The organism is Tunturiibacter gelidiferens (assembly GCF_014201335.1).
GTDB lineage: Bacteria > Acidobacteriota > Terriglobia > Terriglobales > Acidobacteriaceae > Edaphobacter > Edaphobacter lichenicola_E.
The window spans coordinates 558,162-579,799 of record NZ_JACHEB010000001.1 but is presented as its reverse complement, the minus strand read 5'-3'; the positions used below and the strand labels follow the sequence as shown (position 1 = coordinate 579,799).

General features: G+C 54.0%; 18 protein-coding genes. 11 read left to right on the top strand and 7 right to left on the bottom strand.

From position 1 onward, the window contains the following. Positions 1–47: 47 nt before the first annotated feature. Complete coding sequence (locus tag HDF14_RS02365) at positions 48–1,904, bottom strand: LssY C-terminal domain-containing protein (RefSeq protein WP_183973147.1); 1,857 nt, start codon at positions 1,902–1,904, stop codon at positions 48–50. A gap of 133 nt (positions 1,905–2,037) precedes the next feature. On the opposite strand from HDF14_RS02365, the gene HDF14_RS02360 reads away from it, so the two are divergent. The 5 genes from HDF14_RS02360 (at position 2,038) to HDF14_RS02340 (ending at position 5,839) form a co-directional block, all read left to right on the top strand. Continuing rightward, positions 2,038–2,499, top strand: coding sequence for a YraN family protein (locus HDF14_RS02360; RefSeq protein WP_183973144.1), 462 nt, complete (start codon positions 2,038–2,040; stop codon positions 2,497–2,499). Then, the gene (locus HDF14_RS02355) at positions 2,493–2,987 is read left to right on the top strand and encodes a DinB family protein (RefSeq protein ID WP_183973143.1); all 495 of its coding nucleotides are present in this window, start codon (positions 2,493–2,495) and stop codon (positions 2,985–2,987) included. Before HDF14_RS02360 ends, HDF14_RS02355 begins: the two co-directional genes overlap by 7 nt. Positions 2,988–3,091: 104 nt before the next feature. Further along, on the top strand, positions 3,092–3,586 hold the full coding sequence (locus HDF14_RS02350) for a hypothetical protein (protein WP_183973141.1): 495 nt from the start codon (positions 3,092–3,094) through the stop codon (positions 3,584–3,586). Positions 3,587–3,677: 91 nt separating this feature from the next. Then, positions 3,678–4,763 carry a GDP-mannose 4,6-dehydratase gene (gene gmd, locus HDF14_RS02345; protein WP_183973139.1) on the top strand — a complete coding sequence of 362 codons (1,086 nt, stop codon included), beginning with the start codon at positions 3,678–3,680 and terminating at the stop codon, positions 4,761–4,763. A 119-nt stretch (positions 4,764–4,882) separates the two neighbouring features. Further along, positions 4,883–5,839 (top strand): GDP-L-fucose synthase family protein, encoded by a 957-nt coding sequence (locus HDF14_RS02340; protein ID WP_183973137.1) that lies wholly within the window; start codon positions 4,883–4,885, stop codon positions 5,837–5,839. Between the two features lie 7 nt (positions 5,840–5,846). Here HDF14_RS02340 and HDF14_RS02335 read toward each other — a convergent pair whose 3' ends face one another. Next, complete coding sequence (locus HDF14_RS02335; RefSeq protein WP_183973135.1) at positions 5,847–6,998, bottom strand: sulfatase-like hydrolase/transferase; 1,152 nt, start codon at positions 6,996–6,998, stop codon at positions 5,847–5,849. 757 nt (positions 6,999–7,755) lie between these two features. Between HDF14_RS02335 and glf the strand changes: the two genes are divergently transcribed. Together glf and HDF14_RS02325 are read left to right on the top strand one after the other, a co-directional pair. Beyond that, complete coding sequence (glf, locus tag HDF14_RS02330; RefSeq protein ID WP_183973133.1) at positions 7,756–8,856, top strand: UDP-galactopyranose mutase; 1,101 nt, start codon at positions 7,756–7,758, stop codon at positions 8,854–8,856. Continuing rightward, positions 8,853–9,827, top strand: coding sequence for a glycosyltransferase family 2 protein (locus HDF14_RS02325; protein WP_183973131.1), 975 nt, complete (start codon positions 8,853–8,855; stop codon positions 9,825–9,827). Before glf ends, HDF14_RS02325 begins: the two co-directional genes overlap by 4 nt. A gap of 86 nt (positions 9,828–9,913) precedes the next feature. Here HDF14_RS02325 and HDF14_RS02320 read toward each other — a convergent pair whose 3' ends face one another. From HDF14_RS02320 to HDF14_RS02310, 3 genes are all read right to left on the bottom strand, one after another. After that, a complete protein-coding gene (locus HDF14_RS02320) occupies positions 9,914–10,828 on the bottom strand; it encodes an alpha-1,2-fucosyltransferase (protein WP_183973129.1) in 915 nt (304 codons plus the stop codon). A gap of 442 nt (positions 10,829–11,270) precedes the next feature. Then, on the bottom strand, positions 11,271–12,605 hold the full coding sequence (locus tag HDF14_RS02315) for a lipopolysaccharide biosynthesis protein (protein ID WP_183973127.1): 1,335 nt from the start codon (positions 12,603–12,605) through the stop codon (positions 11,271–11,273). A 78-nt stretch (positions 12,606–12,683) separates the two neighbouring features. Beyond that, on the bottom strand, positions 12,684–13,508 hold the full coding sequence (locus tag HDF14_RS02310) for a DUF268 domain-containing protein (protein WP_221304515.1): 825 nt from the start codon (positions 13,506–13,508) through the stop codon (positions 12,684–12,686). A gap of 817 nt (positions 13,509–14,325) precedes the next feature. Between HDF14_RS02310 and HDF14_RS02305 the strand changes: the two genes are divergently transcribed. Then, positions 14,326–15,222, top strand: coding sequence for a glycosyltransferase (locus HDF14_RS02305; protein WP_183973125.1), 897 nt, complete (start codon positions 14,326–14,328; stop codon positions 15,220–15,222). Between the two features lie 40 nt (positions 15,223–15,262). Here HDF14_RS02305 and HDF14_RS02300 read toward each other — a convergent pair whose 3' ends face one another. Beyond that, positions 15,263–16,285: a glycosyltransferase family 2 protein gene (locus HDF14_RS02300; protein ID WP_183973123.1), complete on the bottom strand. Its 1,023-nt coding sequence runs from the start codon at positions 16,283–16,285 to the stop codon at positions 15,263–15,265. Positions 16,286–16,315: 30 nt separating this feature from the next. Then, positions 16,316–17,503 (bottom strand): hypothetical protein, encoded by a 1,188-nt coding sequence (locus HDF14_RS02295; protein ID WP_183973121.1) that lies wholly within the window; start codon positions 17,501–17,503, stop codon positions 16,316–16,318. 141 nt (positions 17,504–17,644) lie between these two features. Between HDF14_RS02295 and HDF14_RS02290 the strand changes: the two genes are divergently transcribed. From HDF14_RS02290 to HDF14_RS02280, 3 genes are all read left to right on the top strand, one after another. Next, complete coding sequence (locus tag HDF14_RS02290; protein ID WP_183973119.1) at positions 17,645–18,883, top strand: Wzz/FepE/Etk N-terminal domain-containing protein; 1,239 nt, start codon at positions 17,645–17,647, stop codon at positions 18,881–18,883. 168 nt (positions 18,884–19,051) lie between these two features. After that, positions 19,052–20,554, top strand: a complete 1,503-nt coding sequence (locus tag HDF14_RS02285; RefSeq protein WP_183973117.1) for a hypothetical protein — start codon at positions 19,052–19,054, stop codon at positions 20,552–20,554. Between the two features lie 384 nt (positions 20,555–20,938). Continuing rightward, entirely contained in the window at positions 20,939–21,604 is a 666-nt protein-coding gene (locus tag HDF14_RS02280) for an FkbM family methyltransferase (protein WP_183973115.1), read from the top strand. Positions 21,605–21,638 lie beyond the last annotated feature (34 nt).

Genomic DNA, 21,638 nt, shown 5'->3' with positions numbered 1-21,638 from the left:
ACGCCGATGGTTCCATGCTACAGGCTTCGTGCGATGCAGATATTTCGCTACTCTCGAGTTTGCAGAACGGGGGAGGGGGTGTTGAGAATGTTCGGTTTCGTGTTGCCGATGACTAAAACAGACAACTGGCCATCGGTTAGGAGTTCGTCGCCGGTTGCGTTCGCGGTTTTCTTCGGGACGCGGGGACGGTCGACCAGGGCGTAGGAAGTTGCAGTGCCTTTGAAGAGGAGATCGGTTTCGATCCATTCGCGCTCGCGGTCGATGTGGGGATCGATACGGTGCGACCACTTGGTTTTCGCTTTTGCGGTTGAGATTGCGATGTCGTGTGTGGCGGCTCCGATCCAGACGTCGCGGCCCTGATAGGTTCCGGGCTCCTTCCAGATGCGGATGTGATGGCGTTTGGCGAAGGTGTCGAGAGATTTCTGGAAGACGAGATCAGGCGGTTTGCCGTTGATCATCAGAAGAGACACTGGTGCGTTGGTGTAGCCAGCGCCGCGGATGGTTGCTTGAATCGATTTCGCGGCCGAGCCCATGCTGAGAGAGTCTGCTTCGAACCAGCCGGCCTCTTGAAAGGCGGCGATGAGTTGTTGCTGTGAGCCGATGAACATGAGGTTTGTCAGGTCGGAAGGCTTGTTGTCTTTGGTGTGGACACGCAGAGGTGCTGCCGCGACGAGGGTCTTCAGTTCGGGATCGACCGGAAGGAGGGGCCAGCCGGACCAGGCATCGCGAGTTTTCAACATGGAGGGACGGACGACTTGGATCTGGAGGTCGGTTCCTGCGGGAAAGAGAATCTCGCGGCGGATGGAGAGACCGTAGACCGCGGATACACCTTTGATGGTGTATCCCGCTATGGGATTGACCATGCCCAGGCCGGCGAGCGCGATGGAGGCTTTGGTGGTTGCGTGTGGCTGGACAATGCCGAGGATTTCGTTGTTGCGGACGGTTTCGCGGGCGTTGTCGACATCAATGACGCGGGCGTAGAGCGGCGAGCGCGTGCCGTCGGCGTGGATGATGTTGGAGAAGTCGAGCACGAGGCGAGGACGGGAGTATTTGTCTGGAGCTTTTTGGGCGAAGAGAACGGTAGCCTGGACCTTGGTGCCGGGTGGTATGACGAGCTCGTCTTTCGGACAGCTGATGTTTTCGCCGCTCTTGCAGAGGGGATAGGTGACGGTGGCTTCGACGGGGTCGCCGGTGCGGGAGTGTTCGCTGTATACGGGGCCGTTGAGGCGGACACTTAGGGTTTGACCGGGGGCGAGGTCGGCTTCTCTTGATTGTGTGACGCTGGCCGCAATGGTGTGGGGCATATCTCCGTTTTCCTGATTAAAGAAGTGGAAGAATGCTGTGAGGAATCCGCTGGTCGCGCCGTTTTCGATCAAGAGGGTCTGGATCTCGAAGTTGGGGGAGTAGAGGAGGTAATCGAGGGCGGTGTCGTTGTAGATGTCTTCGTGGTTGATATCGACGCCGTGTTGGATGAGTTGGTCTGCGATTCCCTCGTAAGCGACGATGACCTTTGGCTTGGTGCTGTAGCTGGAGCCGAAGATGGTCCAATGAAGGGCGGTGCGGCCGTACTGGTCGGTGGCCTTTACGTCGGCCCCGTCCGCGATTAGTTTCTTGGCTTCGGTGAGCCGGTCGAGGATGGGTTGCTCTTTGGTCTCCCGGGTGGCCTGGTAGAGCTTTTGAATCAGCGGCGAACTGTGCGAGACGTCGAGAGTGACGGCAGCGGTGTCGAGCTCGTCGTCCGGTGTCTCCTGAGTGTCTGCGTCATCGGAGGCTTCAGCTTGGGGCGTCGATTGTTGGCTGTCTTTGGCCGATGCTGCAGATTTGGTTTGCGCGGCTGCTTGAGATCCGGCCGAAGCCAGGAAGAGTCCGAGGACTAGGAGCAGTACTCTCGATGCGGTTGGCATGAGTGTTATCACCTCTGATCTTTTTTGGGGCCCGGCCTGAAAGTTACGGGGAAGCGCTCTGTTTGCAGACAGCTACGCCGCTGCCACGTATTCTACTCAGGAGATGGTGGATGAATGATATACGAGAGAACAAATGATAGCTGCGATGTGGATTGATCTGCAGGCGCGGGTGATGCGGGGGATGGATTCGCTGGCGGCGCGGCGGGCAAACGGAAAGAGCGGCCCGACACACCTTGCGACGGGCGAGCAAGGAGAACGGGAGGCCCTGTTTCATCTGCGGAAGCTGGGATATACCGTCGTGGCGCAGAGGTGGAAGAGTGCGAAGTTGTGGGGCGATATTGATCTGGTAGGTTGGGATGGGCCAACACTGTGCTTTGTTGAGGTGAAGACTCGCAGTGGAAGGGATTCGATGCCGGCTGAGTCGGCTGTGGACAGTGATAAGCGAGATATGCTGCGGAGGATGGCGCGCGCGTACCTGAGGGGGTTCCCGGAGAAGCTGAGGGCGGAGGTTCCAGTCAGGTTCGACGTGGTGTCGGTATACTTGCTGCCATCTGGAGTTGAGTTCGCGCTTTATCGAGGAGCGTTTGGATGGTGATGTACGCGCAGGTGTCGGAGGTTGCGCTGCTGGATTCGACGAAGTTGAGCGATCGCCTGTCGGAGGTGCTGCGCGGTGCGATGCCGTGGCTGGTGACGATCTCTGAAGCTGAGGCGAGCGTGCCGGAGCGCCCAGGGAAGTGGAGCGCGAAGCAGGTGATCGGGCATCTTATCGATTCGGCGGGCAACAATCTGGGACGGGTTGTTCGGCTGCAGATTGAGCCTGGGCAGAGTTTGCCTGGGTACGAGCAGATGGCATGGGTGGATCTGCAGCATTATGCGGAACGCGAATGGGCGCAGGTGCTGGCGCTTTGGTTTGCGCTGAATGAGCATGTGGCGTGGACGATTGGTCATATCGAAAGAGGACGGCTGGGCAATATTGGATCAGTGGCGGGTGATTCTCTGACGCTGGGATTTTTGATTGAGGACTACATCGCACATATGCAGCATCATCTGCGATTGATGCAGACATGGATTGGGAAGCGATGACGATCGGTTCGTGGTGGTTAGCAAGCCCGAAAGGGTGGGCCGGCCGGTGTTTAATATGTTGATCGACTATGTTGGCCGATTTAGATTTGTGAGGATGAGAAGCAATGACGCTGCTGAATGCACCGGAGTTTGATAGCCGCCGCGAAACGCGAAACCGTAATTTATTGATTGCTTTCGGCGTTCTTGTTGCGCTGACGGTTGTGATAGGGGTGGGCGGCTATCTGCTGGGTCATGGGTGGTTCTTGTCGAATCTTCCGGCCGAGCACAAGGTTAGCAACTTCTTTAGTGCCCTCGAAGCGAAGGACTACGGCAAGGCATTTGCGATTTACACAAACGATCCGGACTGGCAGCAGCATCCCGATCGGCATAAGGACTATCCGCTGCAGCGGTTTACCGAAGATTGGACGACGGCGAGCCCGGTTGGCGAACCGATTCATTCGCATCATGTCGATATTTCAAAGACTGATGGGACGGGCGCGTTTGGAAGCGGGATCATTGTTGCAGTGCGCGTGAATGGGGATCACAAACTGTTCATGTGGTATGAGCGCAAAGATGGAACGCTGACCGAACCGGCGCCGCACATGCTTCAATACGACTAAAATTTGGGATGAGGTAGGTGGCGGGTTATCTCTGTGGCTCTAAAGTACAATCACTAAAGCCGCTCGGCTAACTAAGGGAGTACCTGGTTTTTTGAAGAAAGCCCTCATTACAGGAGTTACTGGCCAGGACGGAGCTTATCTTGCCCAATTTCTCCTCGCCAAAGGTTATGAAGTTCACGGGATCAAGCGCCGCACCTCACTTTTTAACACGGCTCGCATTGACCACATCTACGAGGATCCGCACAATCCTTCGCCGCATTTTATCCTCCACTACGGCGACCTGACGGACTCCTCGTCTCTGATTCATATCGTTCAGAAAGTCCAGCCGGATGAGATCTATAACCTAGGCGCCCAGTCTCATGTTCAAGTGTCCTTCGAGCAGCCAGAGTACACTGCCGATGCTGATGCGCTTGGACCGCTCCGGCTTCTAGAAGCAATCCGCATCCTCGGTCTGGAAAAGAAGACGAAGTTTTATCAAGCCAGCACTTCCGAACTCTATGGGTTGGTCCAGGAGATTCCGCAGAAGGAGACCACTCCGTTTTATCCGCGGAGTCCTTATGCGGTGGCCAAGCTGTATGCCTACTGGATTTGCGTCAATTACCGCGAAGCGTATGGAATCTACGCCTGCAATGGTGTTCTTTTCAATCACGAGTCGCCGCTGCGCGGTGAGACTTTTGTTACCCGCAAGATCACTCGCGGCCTGGCCCGCGTCAAGGTGGGACTTCAGGAGCAGGTTTTCCTGGGCAACCTGAGTGCAAAACGTGACTGGGGTCACGCACGAGATTACGTCGAGATGCAGTGGCTTATGCTCCAGCAAGAGAAGCCGCAGGACTACGTCATTGCTACCGGCGAGCAATTCAGCGTCCGTCATTTCGTTACGCGCTGCGCTGAACTTCTCGATATGCGCTTGACGTGGCAGGGAAGCGGCATGGATGAGAAGGCTGTCGACTCGAAGGGGAATGTAGTTGTCGCGGTGGATCCGCGCTACTTCCGCCCGACGGAGGTGGAGACTCTGCTCGGTGACCCCGGCAAAGCGAAGCGTGAGCTAGGCTGGACTCCGCGAACCAGCTTTGATGAACTAGTCCGTGAGATGGTCGATGCAGATTACAAAGCCGCCCAGCGAGATGCATTAGTTCGTGAACACGGTTTTGACGCCTATAACGTTCGCGAGACATAGAATTCTGCGATTGACTTTTGCTTCGTTTGAATATTGGCCCTCGTGAAACTTACCTCAGTTGCCGTGGATCCCTCCGGCTTCAGTGCCGCAAGTTCCACGAGTAACCGGAGGTTGTTTTTATGAAAAAAGACTCTCGCATCTACATAGCCGGTCACCGGGGCCTTGTCGGATCAGCGATTCGTCGTGGTCTCGAGCAGGGCGGCTACACCAATATACTTACGCGTACTCGCGCTGAACTTGACCTACTCGATACGGCTTCGGTCACTCAGTTCTTCGCGGAGACCAAGCCAGAGTACGTCTTCCTAGCAGCAGCGAAGGTTGGGGGGATCCTCGCGAACAGCACTTACCCAGCCGACTTCATCCGCGACAACCTCGTCATTCAGTCCAACATCATCGAATCGGCCCGCAAATCTGATGTTGCACGCCTTCTATTTCTGGGATCTTCCTGTATCTATCCGAGGCTTGCTCCTCAGCCGATACCTGAGTCTTCACTGCTCACTGGTCCTCTTGAACCAACAAACCGCCCGTATGCTCTTGCCAAGATCGCCGGTATCGAGATGTGCTGGAGCTATAACCGTCAGTACGGTACTCGTTACCTCGCGGCGATGCCTACAAATATCTACGGTCCTAACGACAACTTCGACCTCAACACGTCGCATGTGCTTCCTGCGCTCATTCGCAAGACCTTCGAAGCTCTTAAGACTGGGGCAAGAGAGATTACAGTCTGGGGTACCGGAACTCCACGCCGCGAACTTCTCTATTCCAACGATCTAGCCGACGCATGTATCTTCCTCATGAATCTTGATGAAGCCGGTTTTCAGTCTCTACTTGTCGAAGACTCTCCTCCTCTTATTAACATTGGTACGGGCGAAGATGTCACCGTGCGCGAACTCGCCGAAACCGTCGCTCGTGTTCTCGGCTTCTCGGGCCAACTGGTCTTTGACACCACCAAGCCTGATGGCACGCCACGGAAGCTGATGGATGTCAGACGCCTGCACAGCCTTGGCTGGCACCATACGACTAGTTTGGAGCAGGGAATCGGCCTCACCTGGGATGCAGTCCGCAATACGTTCTAAACGAGCGTTATTTGTGATGCTTCTTGTCGAGATCTTCGACCCACTTGGAAAGTGTCTCGGCCGAAACGATCTGCCGTTTTATAAATGCGTCCAACAGTAGTCGCGTGTCGACAGCATTGAATGGTAGATTGATCCGCGCGCCTTTTTTTTGGTAAGGTGCCTTTACGATATACGCCGGACGATCGTCGAAGGTCGCTCCATCGCTTGCGACCTGCTCCTCAGGAGTCCAGTCTGGACCGATAGACCATAAGTATGTTCGCCAGGAGTGATCTCCCATGATGACTATGGCAGAAGAGTCCCACTGCCCTTGTGATTCAAGGAGAGAGCGAACGTGTGCCAAATAAGAGTCTGCAAGCGCCAAGTTGTCGATGTAGGTCGAGTTCCCCATAGTGAGTGTTCGCGTCGTACGGTTGTAGATGCCGCCCGGATGAGGTATGGGCATGTGGAGCAGGATAAAGTCAGCCGAGCGATCTTGAAGGAGGCGATCCGCTGAGGCTGAAAGCGCCTGATAGTCGGCGATGTGAAGTGAGGCAGAAACGTCGGTGGCCCTGGGTTCGTGGGTCAGTTCGGTATGCAGACTATCTATGAGGATGAAACTTGTGAGAATCGGCTGGAAGGTGTTTCTGAGGATAGAAGCTTGAGGCATCGATCTGTTTTGAGCTAATCCACTCAATATCCAGTTGCATTGATCAAGCACGTCTGGGAGGATGCGGCAGTATGGGTTGTACCAGCCGGATATCGCGGTGCTGTAACCGGCATCGAGAGCATCCTGGAAGACAGTATCGTGTTCGTTTAAGTGCTCCCACCTATTCTCGCTCGAGAGATGAATCATCAGACTTCCATCCGCAAGGGGGCGGATCTTGTCGATCGCGAGACCCGACATAAACGATGGCAAGACAATTTCCGTCATATTGCCGGCTGGCACGGCATGAGTGAATACAGTCGTCTGGTTGGCGAGAGAGTCGAACTCTGGAAGGCTGAGGCCTTGAAATCTCTTTCCATAAATCTGCTGGTACGATAGCTCATCGAGGACAATCCAAATGATGCGAGGGTGGGTGGCTTGGAGCGTCTGAGATAGGTTCGTCCTGCGGTGAAGAGGGTGTGGCGCATTGAGCGAGCGTGCCTGCCATCCAAACCATACCAATTCGATTAGAATCAAGGCTCCGCAGACAGCAATCGAACACAACACTGAGACCGCGAATCTTTGGGCGCGCTCAAAGATTGGCTGGTGAGTTGGTCGCCAGCGAGCCATAAGGACCAAGAAGGCCGCCACGCTAAGCCCAAGTAGACTCCGGCTCAGCCAGTGGGGAAAATACAAGTCAGTAAGGAGAGACCAGTTTTTCAGAAACGCCCAAGGCAAGAGAATAACGATACCTGCCCAAATTGCTACCGATCTTCGATCCGACCCTTGCGCAGCGAGTATTAGGGTTGTGATTATCGCCCAGGCCGCGATGAAATTCAGAAACGCGGGGATGAAGAGCGTTCTGGCAGGTCCGGTCCAGTGGTAGGCGGTATAGTGGGCAGGCGATACAAGCGGACCCACGATCCATAAACAGCAGAGTGTTGTTACTCCAAGGGCTGAGGCTATCGAGACAAACCGCCGCTGGTTCATCTCTTCCTCATGCGTGAAGTGGCTCGTGGATTTCGAGCCACTTCACGGAAGTGAGGCCCGTCACAAAGATCGTATCCTTGAAGGGTTACGCCAATGTCTTCGTTGCCTAAAAAGATCGCAATGGATGTGGTTGGAGGCCCGTTCATTCTTGTGTAGTGGATGAGGAACAGATTTCTTCGCAGCGCTCCGCGAGAAACGCTCTTGGTTATAAGGTATTCTATCCCTTACGCTTTAACACTAAACAGGTTAGACTTAAGAATTGGGACGCGAGGGAGAGAGTATTCCTCGGCTGAAAAACTCACGGATGAAGACGGACATATTAGTGGTGGGCGCAGGATTCGCCGGCGCAGTGATTGCTGAACGATTCGCGTCACATGGGAGATCCGTTCTTGTCATCGACAAGCGTTCCCATATCGGCGGCAATGCCTTCGACGAGTTGGACAGTGCCGGGGTGTTGGTGCATCGGTATGGACCTCACATCTTTCACACGAATGCGCCACATGTCGAAGAGTATCTGTCTCAGTTTACTGAATGGAGAAGATACGAGCATAGGGTTTTGTCTTCTGTCGAGGGAAAGCTCTATCCTGTACCGATCAACCAGCAAACGATCAATCAACTTTACGGTCTCTCGTTGGACGAAGAGGGTGTAGCGGGATTTTTTGAAAATGTTCGAGAGAAGCGCACGCCCATTCGTAACAGTGAAGACATTGTTCTCAACAATGTAGGCCGCGATCTGTGCGACAAGTTTTTTAGAAACTACACGAGAAAGCAGTGGGGTCTCGATCTGTCCGAGCTAAGTCCTGCAGTCGCCGGAAGGATTCCTGTACGCACCAACAGCGACGACCGCTATTTCACTGATAACTTTCAGAGCATGCCTGCGGAAGGCTACACGCGGATGTTCGAACGCATGCTGGATAACCCGAATATCCAGGTAGAACTCAACACCGACTTTCGAAATGTTCGGAACAAGGTCGATGCAGCACAAACTTTTTATAGCGGACCTCTCGACGCGTATTTCGATTTTTGTTTTGGTAAGTTACCTTATCGGTCCCTGTCCTTCCGACATGAACATTTTGCTCAGAAAGAGCAGTATCAACCCGTCGGGACGGTGAACTATCCCAACGACTATGAATACACCCGGATTACGGAGTTTAAGCATCTCACTGGTCAGAACCATCCTGGGACATCGATTGTTCGCGAGTTCCCCGAGACGACTGGCGATCCGTATTACCCGGTCCCCACTTCGGAGAATCACGCTCTTTATCAAAGCTATAAAAAATTGGCAGATGCTGAATCCGCAACTTTTTTCATTGGCCGCTTAGCGGAATATCGTTACTACAACATGGACCAGGTCGTCGCTGCCGCTTTGCTTCTCAGCAACAAACTCCTTAATAATCCCAGATGACTTCAAGTACAAATGCCGCCGTCGTTGTTACTTTCAATCGGAAACAACTCCTCACGGAGTGTGTGGATGCGCTGTTGCATCAAAGCCTGCCGCTGAACGCAATCTTCATTGTGGACAATGCCAGTTCGGATGGCACGAAGCCGTACTTGCAGGAGCGGGGTTACCTGGAGAATCCGCTTATCCGTTATATCGAACTATCTCAAAACCTCGGCGGCGCCGGAGGGTTCCATGTCGGAATGGAAGCCGCACACAAAGCCGGATTTGATTGGGTGTGGGTGATGGACGATGATACAGAGCCGTATCTAGATTCTCTAGAAATAATGGAGAGGCTGAAACGTCATGATCAAGTCGTTGCGATCGCTAATCTTAAGGTAGATCGTCTCGGGAACGAAACCGCTGACGGGCTTAGGCTCATGTCGCGATCGAATCGGCCACCTTATGTAAAGGTTCGGTTTTCGTCGTTTGTAGGTCTGCTTATTCGATGTTGCTCCATTGATAGGATCGGGCTTCCGATCTCGGACTTTTTTATTCACGGCGATGACACCGAATACTGCATGCGTCTTCGCTCTGTTGGAGATATCGCGCTCGCGCGTGAAAGTGTGGTAGCCCATAAGGAAGTTGCCCGGAGGCAAAAGAGCAGACAGATTTTCTCGCATGTCTTTTATCAGAAGGACATCGAAGGGTACTGTTTTGACTATTATCGCCACCGCAATACCGCCTGGATAGAACAGAACTATCGTAAGAATCCGATTGTTCGCTATCCACTTTTGATCGTAAGGTTTCTTTGTTTTGCGGCTGCTGTACTAGTGTTTGATGTAGACCATCGTTGGCTGAGAATCAAGATATTAGCGAAAGCTCACCTTGATGGGATTTGCGGGCACTTTGATAACGGTTTTCCTCAGCGTCTGCGTGAGCAACTCAGGTCAGACAGTGGAGTGAAAGTTAAAGTCAGTTCTATGGAGACTTCCTGAACAGCATTTTAGCTGCGCAAGATGCATTACTGGTTCTGAGCTACTCGTCCGTTTTTCACCGAACCATCGCTGCATGTCTCTCGAACTCACAACTCTTTGCGCAGCGAGTCCAGCGCATGCCACTCGGGCGGAAGCAGATCCGCGTAGGCGCTCTCCGGTGAAAGGAGCCAATGGCGTGGAGCGACAACTACCTTCTCCGAGTTTGGGTTTAGCCAAGCTCCCCACCAGGAAAAACTGCTGTTAGCGATGATCTGATGCTGGCAAGCGGCCATGAGGCGCAAATCCTCCTGGGCGGAGACGTCGTCATTGCCTTCCACGAACACTTTGCGGATGTCGTCGGGCAGGTTCTTGCGGGCAAACTCGATATCATCGGAGAAGATGAAAAAAACGGGATCGGCAAACTGCCGACGGATAAGATCGATGGCTCGATGATAATAATCGAGCGGAAGAGCGATGTTTCCTTCCACTGCCAAGGTATAGTCCCCGCGCCGCATATGCAGTGAAACGGAGACGGGAGCTGCATCAATCTGCTCGAGCAGCCTTTGATTGTTCCCGGTGGCGGGCTCTCGCAGGCGCAACTCTTTGCGAAGTTGGGGAGCGACAGCTTCAGCGTACCGGTAGGCCTGCCAGAATCCAGAGATGTAGAGGGTTCGGACGCCGGACGGCAGCGCCAGGTCTTCAATGAAGTGGGAGCGCTGTTCTTTGGTCTCGTGATGGACAGCGATACGCCCAAGGGCTTTCATGGGCGCACTTACTTTGAGTCCACGGGGTCCCTTGGAAAGTATCAAATGATCCAATCGGTTCTTCAGGCGGACCGGAGACGTGATCTGAAATCGTGAAAGGAGAAAGGGACGGCTGTACTTACCGTGCGAGAGCGTCCCTTCTTCCGGTTCCTGAATCACTAGCAGCTTACCCTTGTATCTATCAGCAAAGTAGAGCCCCGCGGCATACTGAAAGAGTTGATTGCCAAGTCCACTGAGTTGTTTGCTGAAGACTTTCATCGGTTAAACATTCACCATCCCCAATCAATATGTTAACAGTCATTCTGCGGAAATCATCTAGTGGCGGCTTTCCTATCCACTCCTGTAGTGGTGCAGTGCAACGGCAGAGTCTTTTTCTTCGAATCCGTGAGGTGACGTTGCGCGCGGTGGCATCCCGAAGAGCTGGCTTCCTAAACCTCTGATCAGCCTGACAACAACTTGCGTGGAGACGCTGTCAGATAGTTTTACCGGAGATGTTTCCCATCGACCCAGCAGGTGAAGGTTGGAACCGTGAAGGATGCCAGAATGCGCCATCCTTGGATACGGGTCATGCCACTCATCCTGATCTGGTTCACTGTGCCTGTAGCATCAGGCCAATCGATACTCGGGTACGACAGAAATAAACTCCGTCTAAAAGTCCCGTCGAGCGCAGGAAGAGTTAGTTGCGAGAGGATTTGGCTGGCTAGACCTGCGCAGCAAAGCCGCGAATGGTGACATAACCGTGCGCGATCAGATAGCACGCGCTACACACTACTGAAAAAAAGACTGCCTGTTGCGTCGTTCGCACCCCGACTAGTGCGAGGAAAGATATTTGAACGACTAGTAGAAGAACTACCTCGAGAATCGAGCCACTCCAAAACACCCATTTTCTGGCTCTGTTCATGATCCAGATTAAGCCAGAAATAAAATTCACGTAAGCAGAGAAAACATACCAACCCATTAAGGCTCGTATGCTTTCATACTTTGTTCCCAAAATGAGCAGATAGGCTCCAGGCCATAGGAAAGCCACAATGACGAACGGAGAGCAGGCCGCAATCGCAATAAAAATAAAGCCGACAAAGTACCTTGGGAGTCGCCTCCGGTCAAGGCGTGCGATGAACGGTTCGATCACGATGGAGTTGAAGGTCATCAGCACAGTGAACAACATCCCGATGCGACCGAGTGCGGTAACCTGCGCGATATAGACCGTGCTGCCAAAGATGCTGACGAGAAACAAGGTGAGCTGTGATTGAAACGCCGAAAAGAGTATGGCGGGAGTGGCGGGGAGCACGTAACGCAGGAGCTCTCGATCGACTGCGGGATCGTCTTTCTCTGGCCAGTCGAAGCGTTGAAGGCTGGCCTTGCGAATGAGTTTCCCATTCATGGTTACATTGAGGGCGCCAAGGCCAGCAGCGGTCCATGCATTCAGTGCGCCGCCAAAGTCAAGGCAGATGTAAGCCAGAAGGCGGCTCCCGCCGGAGACAATCTGGGGCACATAATACTCGCGCAGTTTGCCAAACAGCAGGAGAGGCGCTGAATATAACGAGACAATGCCTCCCGAATACAGGGTCAACAGAATGGAGACCAGAAGCGCAGTTTGAACTGTCCAACTCCAGTGATACTTGTGGACCGTAGCGAAGAAGGCAACCGTGGCTATGGGAGCCAGCGTCCAGAAGATGAGATTCCTAAGATGACTTGCCGCACGAACGTACCGCCCGATGGCAGCGCGATCATGAACACGATCCCCCACCAGGGGGATAATGGATGCGCTGAGCCCAGAGTCCATCAGAATTGAGAAAACGGTTTGATATCCAGTGGCCACGCCAAATTGTGCATAGGCTTCAACGCTGAGAACGCGAACAAGAAAGAGACCGGCAATAGTGCTGATAGCCTGTGACGCTCCTTGTCCGAGAAAAAACCCAGTTAGCACTCGCATGATGCGGCCTGCGCGCGACTGGGTTACCTGAAGGAGGGGCGCGCCCCCGGCGCTATCAATTGAACTTTCGAACTCCTCCGGATCATGAGGTTTGATTGGCATTTCACCAGGTCTGTCCTTCACTGCACCAGCTCCCGACGCCACCACTCCTGAACTCGCAGAGTAGGTCCTGAAGAAATGTTAGATAGATCGTTTCGTAAATTCAAATAAGCCGCAAGCCATCTCGCTTGGAGGCAGCCTCAGAGGATCGCGATCTTCGTAAAGCAGGTCGTCATCGCCGACGTAGGAGAAGGACACGAGGTCCAGCATTGAGAAGCTGCGTAGAATGGTCGGCGGATCAAAGACCCGATGCGCATTGAATTCCACGCGCTCGCGTCCTACCGGAACGGAGAAATAAAGTCTCCCTCCGGGAGCCAATACCCTTTGCAGAGACGCCATGAATTTAAAGCAAGCCTGTGGGTCAATAGAATCCGTATAACGGCCTAATCCGAAGTGTTCCGCGGTATGTAACGTTGATAGCGATCTAACGCTATTGTCCATTAGGTTACTCAACTCACTGGCGTCATCCTGAAAGAAGTTGAGGCCCGTGACCTCGCTTGTGAGCGGCCGGATGTCTACTACGGTTACTGGCATAAATACCAAGAGGTGAGCGACAAATCCATCCACCCGTGATCCGATGTCAAAATGCTCTGCAGGACGCGCCGCAAAGATCTTCCTGGCGGCCCATAGGTCCTGATGAAAATAATGGCCGCCAGTTGTACCGGCGCCGCCTTTCATGTCCGTAAGAATCGGAAATGCATCCTTTAGACTTATGTTAAATGACTTCAGGTTATTCTTTTTCTGATACGCCCGTACGTCTCTGGCATAGGTGGGAATCGCTAAGAGAGATCTGACAAAAACTGACGGCTGGAAGCCGGTGACGTATGCTTGCTTATTCAAAAATGACCTGAGTTTCATTCTCTCCGTTCTATCGAAACCGGCAATCCAGTGCCGCTTCTGAACCATGAAGAAGGCTCGGTACGCGATGTGACATACCGGCGAATCGACAAATGGCACAAAATTGCCGCCCCCTCACATTCTATTCGGTATGCGATTCAAGCGAAAGATCATTCCGAATCGGCAAACACACGATACGCATCTTCTTCCATCTAGTTCGGAGTTCGATGACATATTAGTTCGCGATGGACTGCGGCAGGGGATTCGCGTTCCCGCGCATATGATGCTCATATCCTCGATCAAAGTAGCAGCTAAGCACGAAGCTCATCAGGCGATTTGGGCAGGAGACCTTCAGCAACTGGTTGGCACCCGTGTGAACACGCTGCCGAGCCGGATGACCAGCGGGTTCGGGGCAGTTTGCCCGGCCAGAGCTCGTCGAAGTATAACGCCGACTCGTCAACTTTTATGCGGCGGCAGGCCTTTAGAAAAGCTCATGGGATGCAGATGGCAGGCAATAGTATCCGGCAAAAGACAATCACTGATTCAAAGCGTCACAACGGTTGTAGGTGAAACGACAACTGCGAGCGGATACGACACTGCCATGCCGAAATTGCCTGCGTCGATGATGAAGCTTGTCCATCGTTTACCATGAAACATGGTTTTTTATTTTGGTTTGCCGGATGGTTTTCATCATGTACGTGAAAGTCCCGGATCCCTCTCTAACGATGAGCGCCGACGGCCGACGAGCACCTGAGTATGAATTATTTGCCTTAACTCACCGATCCGTCCGGGATGTTTTCGCGCTCAGGAAAAGTCGCGGACTTAGCGGTTGACCGTGAATAATAATGCATGGCAAGCGGTTGCTGGTTTTGCTAGGACAATTACGATGGATAGTTCCACCCACAGTGTGCCCGCAGCTCCCAGTCCGATGTCCCTCAATTGTGTTCAGTGCGTCGTCGTACTCTATCGAACAGCCTTGCACGAGTCGGAAACCTTCCAAACCCTAAGCGCTGCACTACGCGAGTATCCGACACTCGCGGCCCGCATCTCTCTGCTGATCTACGATAACTCGCCGGAGCCGCAAGCGGCTGAACTGCCCGTGGGTTTCTTCGCGAAAGCCAGCTATCAGCACGACCCCTCGAATGGAGGTCTTGCGACTGCATATAACCATGCGCTCCATGCCGCCGAAGAGGCGGGAATCACCTGGTTATGGCTCTTTGACCAGGACACGACGGTGGTTCCGGGGCTTATCCCAGCCACATTCACGGCCATTGACAGGACGCCGCCGTCCGAGGTCTGCGGCATTGTTCCCAAGCTTGTGCAGGACGGCGTTGTGCTCTCGCCCATCGCCGTTCACCGGTTTCGCTACCTGCCCATGGACGAAGGGTTTTCGGGATTGAACTCTGGATGGCTGACTGCACTGAATTCGTGCGCCTGCCTGCGCGTGAGCGCATTGCGGGCGATCGGCGGCTTCCCCTCCCAATATTGGCTCGACTTCCTGGATCACGCCGTCTTTCATCGTCTCCACAAGCAGGGAGGGAGGCTTCTGGTGCTTGACGTCATCATTCCGCACCGGCTCTCGACCAACAATCTGCAAAAGGAGTCCAGTCATCGTCGCTTCGACAATCTCCTGGCTGCCGAATGGCAATTTGTTCGGGAAACAGGATGGGGCGGAGGAAGTCTGATGCACCGCGCCCGCCTGCTGAAACGTGCTGTCAGAACCCTGCTGACCCTGCGAGAGCCGGCCTTTGCTCTGCAGGTACTGAGGTGGAGCCTTCGCTGAGCTTCTCCATGGATCGAACGCGTTACCACTCTTTAGAGGCTCAGCGCCGTGCGCTTTCAAACCATTGGCCCATCTGTCGGGATGAGACAACACGGCTGCCTTGCACGAACTTCCTTTTGCGAAGGATCCTTGGCAGGAGCCTGAAGAACTCCGGTAACGTCCACAGAATCTGGGGGCGGACGACACACAGGTAGGCGAAAATGGTCAGCTCGCGAACTGCGATGCGGGGCAGATCGCGTAACAAGCTGGAGCCAAAGTCATTCTTGATGATCGTCAGCAGATGATTGCGCCAGTCCCATTGCACGACGCGAAGGGAAAGGCTGCGGGTGTAGGCGATGAAGGCGCCGATTCGACTAAAACCATCTTTGCTCTGGTTGGCAGAACGTGAGTGATAGACGATGGCTTCTGGCACGTAACGGCACTCGAAGCCGGCAAGCCGCAGACGCCATGCGAGATCCAGATCCTCCCAGTAGGTAAAGAGGTCCTCGTCGAAGTATTCCGCGTCGCCATGCTTGATACGTTCCAGTGCGCTGGTGCGATAGATTGCGGCGGTGGCTGAGACGCCAAAAACATTAGTACTGTGATCGAACTGCCCTTCATCAATCTGGAGTTGCCCTCTCTCCCCTGCTCTGCGAGCACGGGAGAGAGACATGCCAGTGCCATCGAGGATGTATCGACCGTCTGGAAGAGGTTCAGGCTTGAGCATCTTGCCCTCAGCAGCGGCGACGGAGGGGTCGCTGAATATGGCGAGAACGGTGCGTGCGTACTCCGGCGTGAGCTGCGTGTCGGGGTTGAGTGGAAGAACGAACTCCGCATTCGCGGTATGGATGAATCGGTTATGGCCGCCCGAGAATCCGAGGTTCGCATCGTTCTCTGCATAACGGAAGCGGGGATCAGTCCCGAAACGCTGCAACAGCAACCCTTTGGTGCAATCCGAGGATCCGTTCTCGGTGAGAACAACCTCGAAGTTGTCGAGATCCTGGTTGAGTGCAGCCTGGATAGAGCGCTCCAAGAGGGAGAACTCTTGGTTATACCGAACAATGTTGATCGCGAGCTGACGCATGGGATGAAATTCGCCTTGGAGAATGATGGCTCAGGCGATGGTAGCAGCCCGCCCAGATTGGAGCCGCGCGCCGTTGCATCTCAGAAGAAGTATGGTGAGGCCGAAAGCGCTTCCTAAGCCGGTGAGGTACGGGTTGGTAAAACCTGAGAAGAACCACACCAGGAAGACTACGGTGAACGCGACGTAGTTCTTGCGAAGAGGCACGTAGACCGCCAGCAGGAGATTGAGCACATACCAGAAGACTCCGATGAATCCCATCTGCATGGTTGTTGCGTACCACTGTGCTTCATAAAGGTAGGGGGTCTTGTCATTGCGCAGGTAATCGTGCGCTTCCGAACCGATGCCAGTGCCGAGGAGCGGAAAGGTCTTGATGCCGATCTTCAGATAGTGAATCTGGTCGACGCGAGTCCGATCGGAAATCTCCGTGTCGACGCTGGCGAAGCGGGACAGGATACTTTCGAAGAAGACGATCACGAATGCCACGGAGACAACGACGTTAAGCACGGTGATGAAGTCAGCTTTCTTGATCCAGAGCGCTCGTAAAAGAGTGCACAGAAGGTAAAAGACTATCAGGAAACGAGAGAAGCTGAGAAAAACGACGGTAGCAATGCAGAAGAGCAGGATGCCATCCTTGATTTTTTTCTTGCCCCCCACGTAACAGGCGATCAGAAAGGGAGCGATGATGTCGGATGGAAACTGCAGTCGTTGCAAGCCGAACCCGATACCTTCTGTCGGTGTGTCAAACCCGAAGATTCCCTGAACGCGACTCTGAGGGATCCCTGCGAGGACGGCACCGGCTATCAAGAGCTTAAAGACCATCAAGCCAATGGCAATAACGAAGATGAGTTGGTCCAACCGTTTCTGCGAAATGGAGCATCGACTCGCAGTGTAGCTGCCTATCCCCAGGGCGATAAAGAAGACGATCAACCGAAGGAAATGGTCGAAGACATACTTCAGCGGGACACCCTGGAAGACGGCGCCGACCTGCGCTCCTAACAGGAGATTCAGCGATACCGAAACGAACCAGAGTGCGGCAGCGATGGTGAAGCTATCGCCCACCATCAGATAGCACCAGAGCGCGACGATCACGACCAATTTGAGTGGAGCGAATCCTGGCAACGCCGAGGACAGAACAGTAGTCAGAAAGAAGAACTTCTCGTAACGACGCAGGAAATCATTCCGACCGGGCCGGCTGAAGGTACCAGCGATGGTAGCCATATCATTGGTCATCTTGCCGCTTGCAATCAACCTCAATCAGGAGTTCCGAAATGCCCAAGCCATTCCGGCGAGGTACAACGGCGTAGTATAAGTGTAGAGTGCCTGAACGCTGCGGGCAACGAACTACAGCACCACCGCCCTATGACATCCTACATCTACGAACCAAACGCTGCGGATGCGCAGGCTTTGCAACCTACCGTGACGGACAGTCGCATCGATCTTCTGGCCGTGCTTCTGGTTCTGGCAAAGACCAAGCGACGGGTAACGCTGATGACCGTCGGAGGCCTGGCAGTTGGAATAATTTTAAGTCTCGTCCTGAAGCCTACCTACACTGCTACGGCGGCAATCCTTCCACCGCAGCAGGCAACGTCCGCAGCGTCAGTTCTTTTGGGACAAGTGGGGGCGCTCTCGGGCGGGGCGGGCTTGGGTGGAGGAGTATTCGGTCTGAAGAGTCCGGCGGATATGTACGTTGGTATCCTCGAAAGCCGGACGATCGCCGACAATGTTATAGCTGCATGCAATCTGCGTCAGCGATATAAGACCAAGACGCTGGTCGATACGGAGTTCATTCTCCAAGCGCATACAACTTTTGAGTCGAGTAAGGACAACCTGATCCATCTGAGTGTCAAAGACTCCAATCCAAAGATCGCGAGCGACATCGCGAACAGCTATCTGGATCAGTTGTATGTCTTGAACTCAGAGCTTGCGACCGGCGAGGCGACGCAGCGGAATAGATTTTACGACCGCCGTCTTGCTGACGAGAAACACGCGCTCTCAGATGCCGAAGAAGCTCTGCGAAACACACAACAAAAGACAGGTGTGATCCAGTTCAACGGGCAGGCAATTGCGATCATCAACGCGATCGCTCAGGCGCGAGCCGAATTAGCAAGCAGACAGGTCGCGCTACAGTCGATGGAGACCTATGCGACCGAGAACAACCCTCTTGTAATTCAATTGCAGCGAGAGATCGAAGCACTCAAGTCACATGTGGCGGAACTTGAGAAAAGCGAGCAATCGGTGAAACCGGGAGAGTTGCAGATTCCCGCGGGTCAGTTGCCCGAGGCCGCGCTACAGTACGAGCGGCAGGCTCGAGAGTTGAAGTATCATGAGACCCTCTTCGAGCTGTTGACGAGACAAAGTGAAGCGGCGAAGCTGGATGAGGCGAAATCGGCGCCGATCCTGCAGATTGTGGACCGCGCTATCCCTCCGGATAAGAAATCAGGTCCATCAAGGAAGCTGTTATCGGTGGGCTTCGCCGCTTTCGGATTCCTCTTGGCCGCGGCTTGGGGTTTTGTCGAGTTGCTTCTCGATAGGCTTCGCCAGGTGCCGGAACAGGCGCAGAAACTTGATGAGATTCGGTCAGCACTAGGATTTCGATAGGCGATTGGCTATTTCGTCCTGAATTCACACCGCAGTCCCAGGGACCACTACGACCGGTCCGCCGGTGAGTGGCTCGATGAGCGCTGAGACCGACGTCGGCGGAAAACTCCATAGACAGGTAGAAGTGGTTGTTTCAGTAAGACCATCGAGGGACGTTACAATTCTCCAATGCATTTTTTCAAGATCGGATATGGGGGCGTAGCTTCCCCCCGCATGGGCCAAGGTGTGCCGCGTCGACTGGGAGATTTGATTTGGTTTGGTTTGCTTCTTTACTTGATCGGATGCGGGTCGGGTGGGCCCCCTCCGGGAGCTGTGGTCGGAAGATCGGGGAGATGGGACTACACACCGTCCGTTATCCAGACTGGCCATGTGCAGCAGTTCTGGTGGTGCGGTGAGGCTCAGAACCCAGCCAAACCTTCGCAGGATACAGACACGATCATGTATGAGTCGATTGATCTTGTAAGCGGGAAGCGGGTAGGCCCCGAGGTGGCGTTGGCGGAGACGCCGGGTGCGTGGGACTCCGCGTTCACCTGTAACCCCCAGGTGGTCCAGGGCAAGTTCAGCAATCCACTCGGGGATGGCCAGACCTATACCTACGCCCTTTACTACGTGGGCACCCCCAATGGGGGGGGTGGGGGTAACGCCATCGGAGTCGCCTTTTCCAACGATGGGATTAGCTGGAAGAAGTACTCGTCGCCGGTGATCCCGGCTACCTCGAACGAATACGGTGTAGCTCAACCCGTACCCTACAACTCGGATGGACGGCAGGCTATCACGCTGTTCTATGAGGACGGTGACCCCGAAGACGTACACCGGGAGGCCGTGTCCTCTGACGGAGTGCACTTTAAGATTGGCAGCTTGCTGACGACCAATGGACTGAATCTTGTCTCGGACCATCCAACCTGGGCCGATATGGCTTTCAACACGGCGGACGGCTACTGGTACGCACTCTATAACTTAGGGGGACGCGCCACGTCGACGACCGGGGGCATCATGGAGTATGGGCAATGGGGCTTCCAACTGTACAGAATTCCTCAAGCCGATCTGCTGATCGGCAAGACGGGTTGGCAGGAGTTGAAGACCTTTGACACGAACCTTACTGGCTATGAGAGTAATTTTCTGCCGGGCCTTTTGCAAGACGGATATGGCAACTTGTATCAGGACGGCAGCGGAACCGTGCAGATTTTCCCGTCCTTTTCGAACGTACAGGTAGCCTGGGATGAGTCGCCGACTTCCGCAGCCGCTGATGCAAAACTTACCAACTGGGACATCGGCCTCGTCTCCTGGTCGCCTAACGACGCAACGCTGTATGAACTAAACCTATACTCACACGGAACCTCACATCGGGTGACGACGGGTTCGATTGATACGACTGTCTTCACGCTGGAGAAGACGTTGGGCCGGCTTTACCCAGCCCCGCAAGCGGGAGCGACAGTTGCCCTGTACGGCTGCAAGGCGGGAAACACAGACGCTTTTGTTTCGTTAGATTCGGACTGCGAAGGTCAATATGTGATCGGTCTGAACGGATATCTCTACGGGCTGCCTCCTGCGGGCGTCGCGGTAGTAGCGATCTATCGCTGCTCCGCCAGTCACGACCACTTCGTAAGCACTGACCCTGCATGCGAGGGAAGCCATACCGACGAATTGCTGGGGTACATTCTTCCTGAATAGGCCCTCAACGACGGCGTGCTGTTAGCTGAGGCAATGGTAAAGGTCCACCTTCCAGCCGAGACTTGATGCACCCCGAGATGAAGTAATTGCTGCAGCACCATCCGCGGCAACCTATAGCGGTCCAGTTTACTTAGGTTTGTCTTCGATCTTGTCGACGGCTGCTTCAAGAGCAACTATAGTTTAAGGATGGACCCGCAGCTAAGCCCTTTGGAAACATTGAAACGGTCGAGTCGGTGGCTCAACGAATTCGCAAGTGATGTACATTCGCAGACCGGAGAAGACGGGGTGATTGCGAAGGTTCTGGATATGCTGCCTGAGCGGAGCAATTGGTGTGTCGAGTTCGGAGCCTAGGATGGGAAGCACCTGAGCAACACCTATAACCTAGTGGAGAACAGGAACTACAATGTTGTTCTGATCGAAGGTGATCGTGCCAAATACGAGAGACTCTGCAAGGAATACCCTTTCCAAGAGAACGCCGTCTTTGTCGGGCAGTTTGTGGGGTGGACGGATGACGACAATCTCGACACCATCCTCGAGAAACATCCCGTTCCGTTGGAGTTCGACCTTCTTTCGATTGACGTCGACGGGAATGATTTTCACATCTGGAAGGCCGTACGAAAGTTCAGGCCGAAGCTAGTGTTGATCGAGTTCAACCCGACCTCGTCGAACCGCTTCATGTATGTGCAGGCTGCTGATGCAAGCCGCAACCAGAGCAGCAGTCGAGCTCCAATTGTGCAGCTCTCGAAGGAAAAGGGTTATGAACTTATCGCTGTGATCGGCCCTAACCTTTTATTCGTGGATCAACAGTACTACAGCCTTTTCCATATTTCCGACAATTCTCTCGAGGTAATGCGAGACGAAGATGAAGTGACCCATCTTTTTCTGGGCTTCGACGGATCGCTAATAGTCGACGGTCCTGCGCTGCTTCGATGGCACCACATGCGGGAGCTGAAAGTGAAGCAGCCTTTTCCGAAGGTGCTGAGACATTACCCTCCGAACTACAGGCGATGGCAATCCCTGCTCTTCCGTGTCTGGAGCCGTCTGAATTAGCTGCTGCGGTGGCGGCGGAGACTCCCCAGGCGTA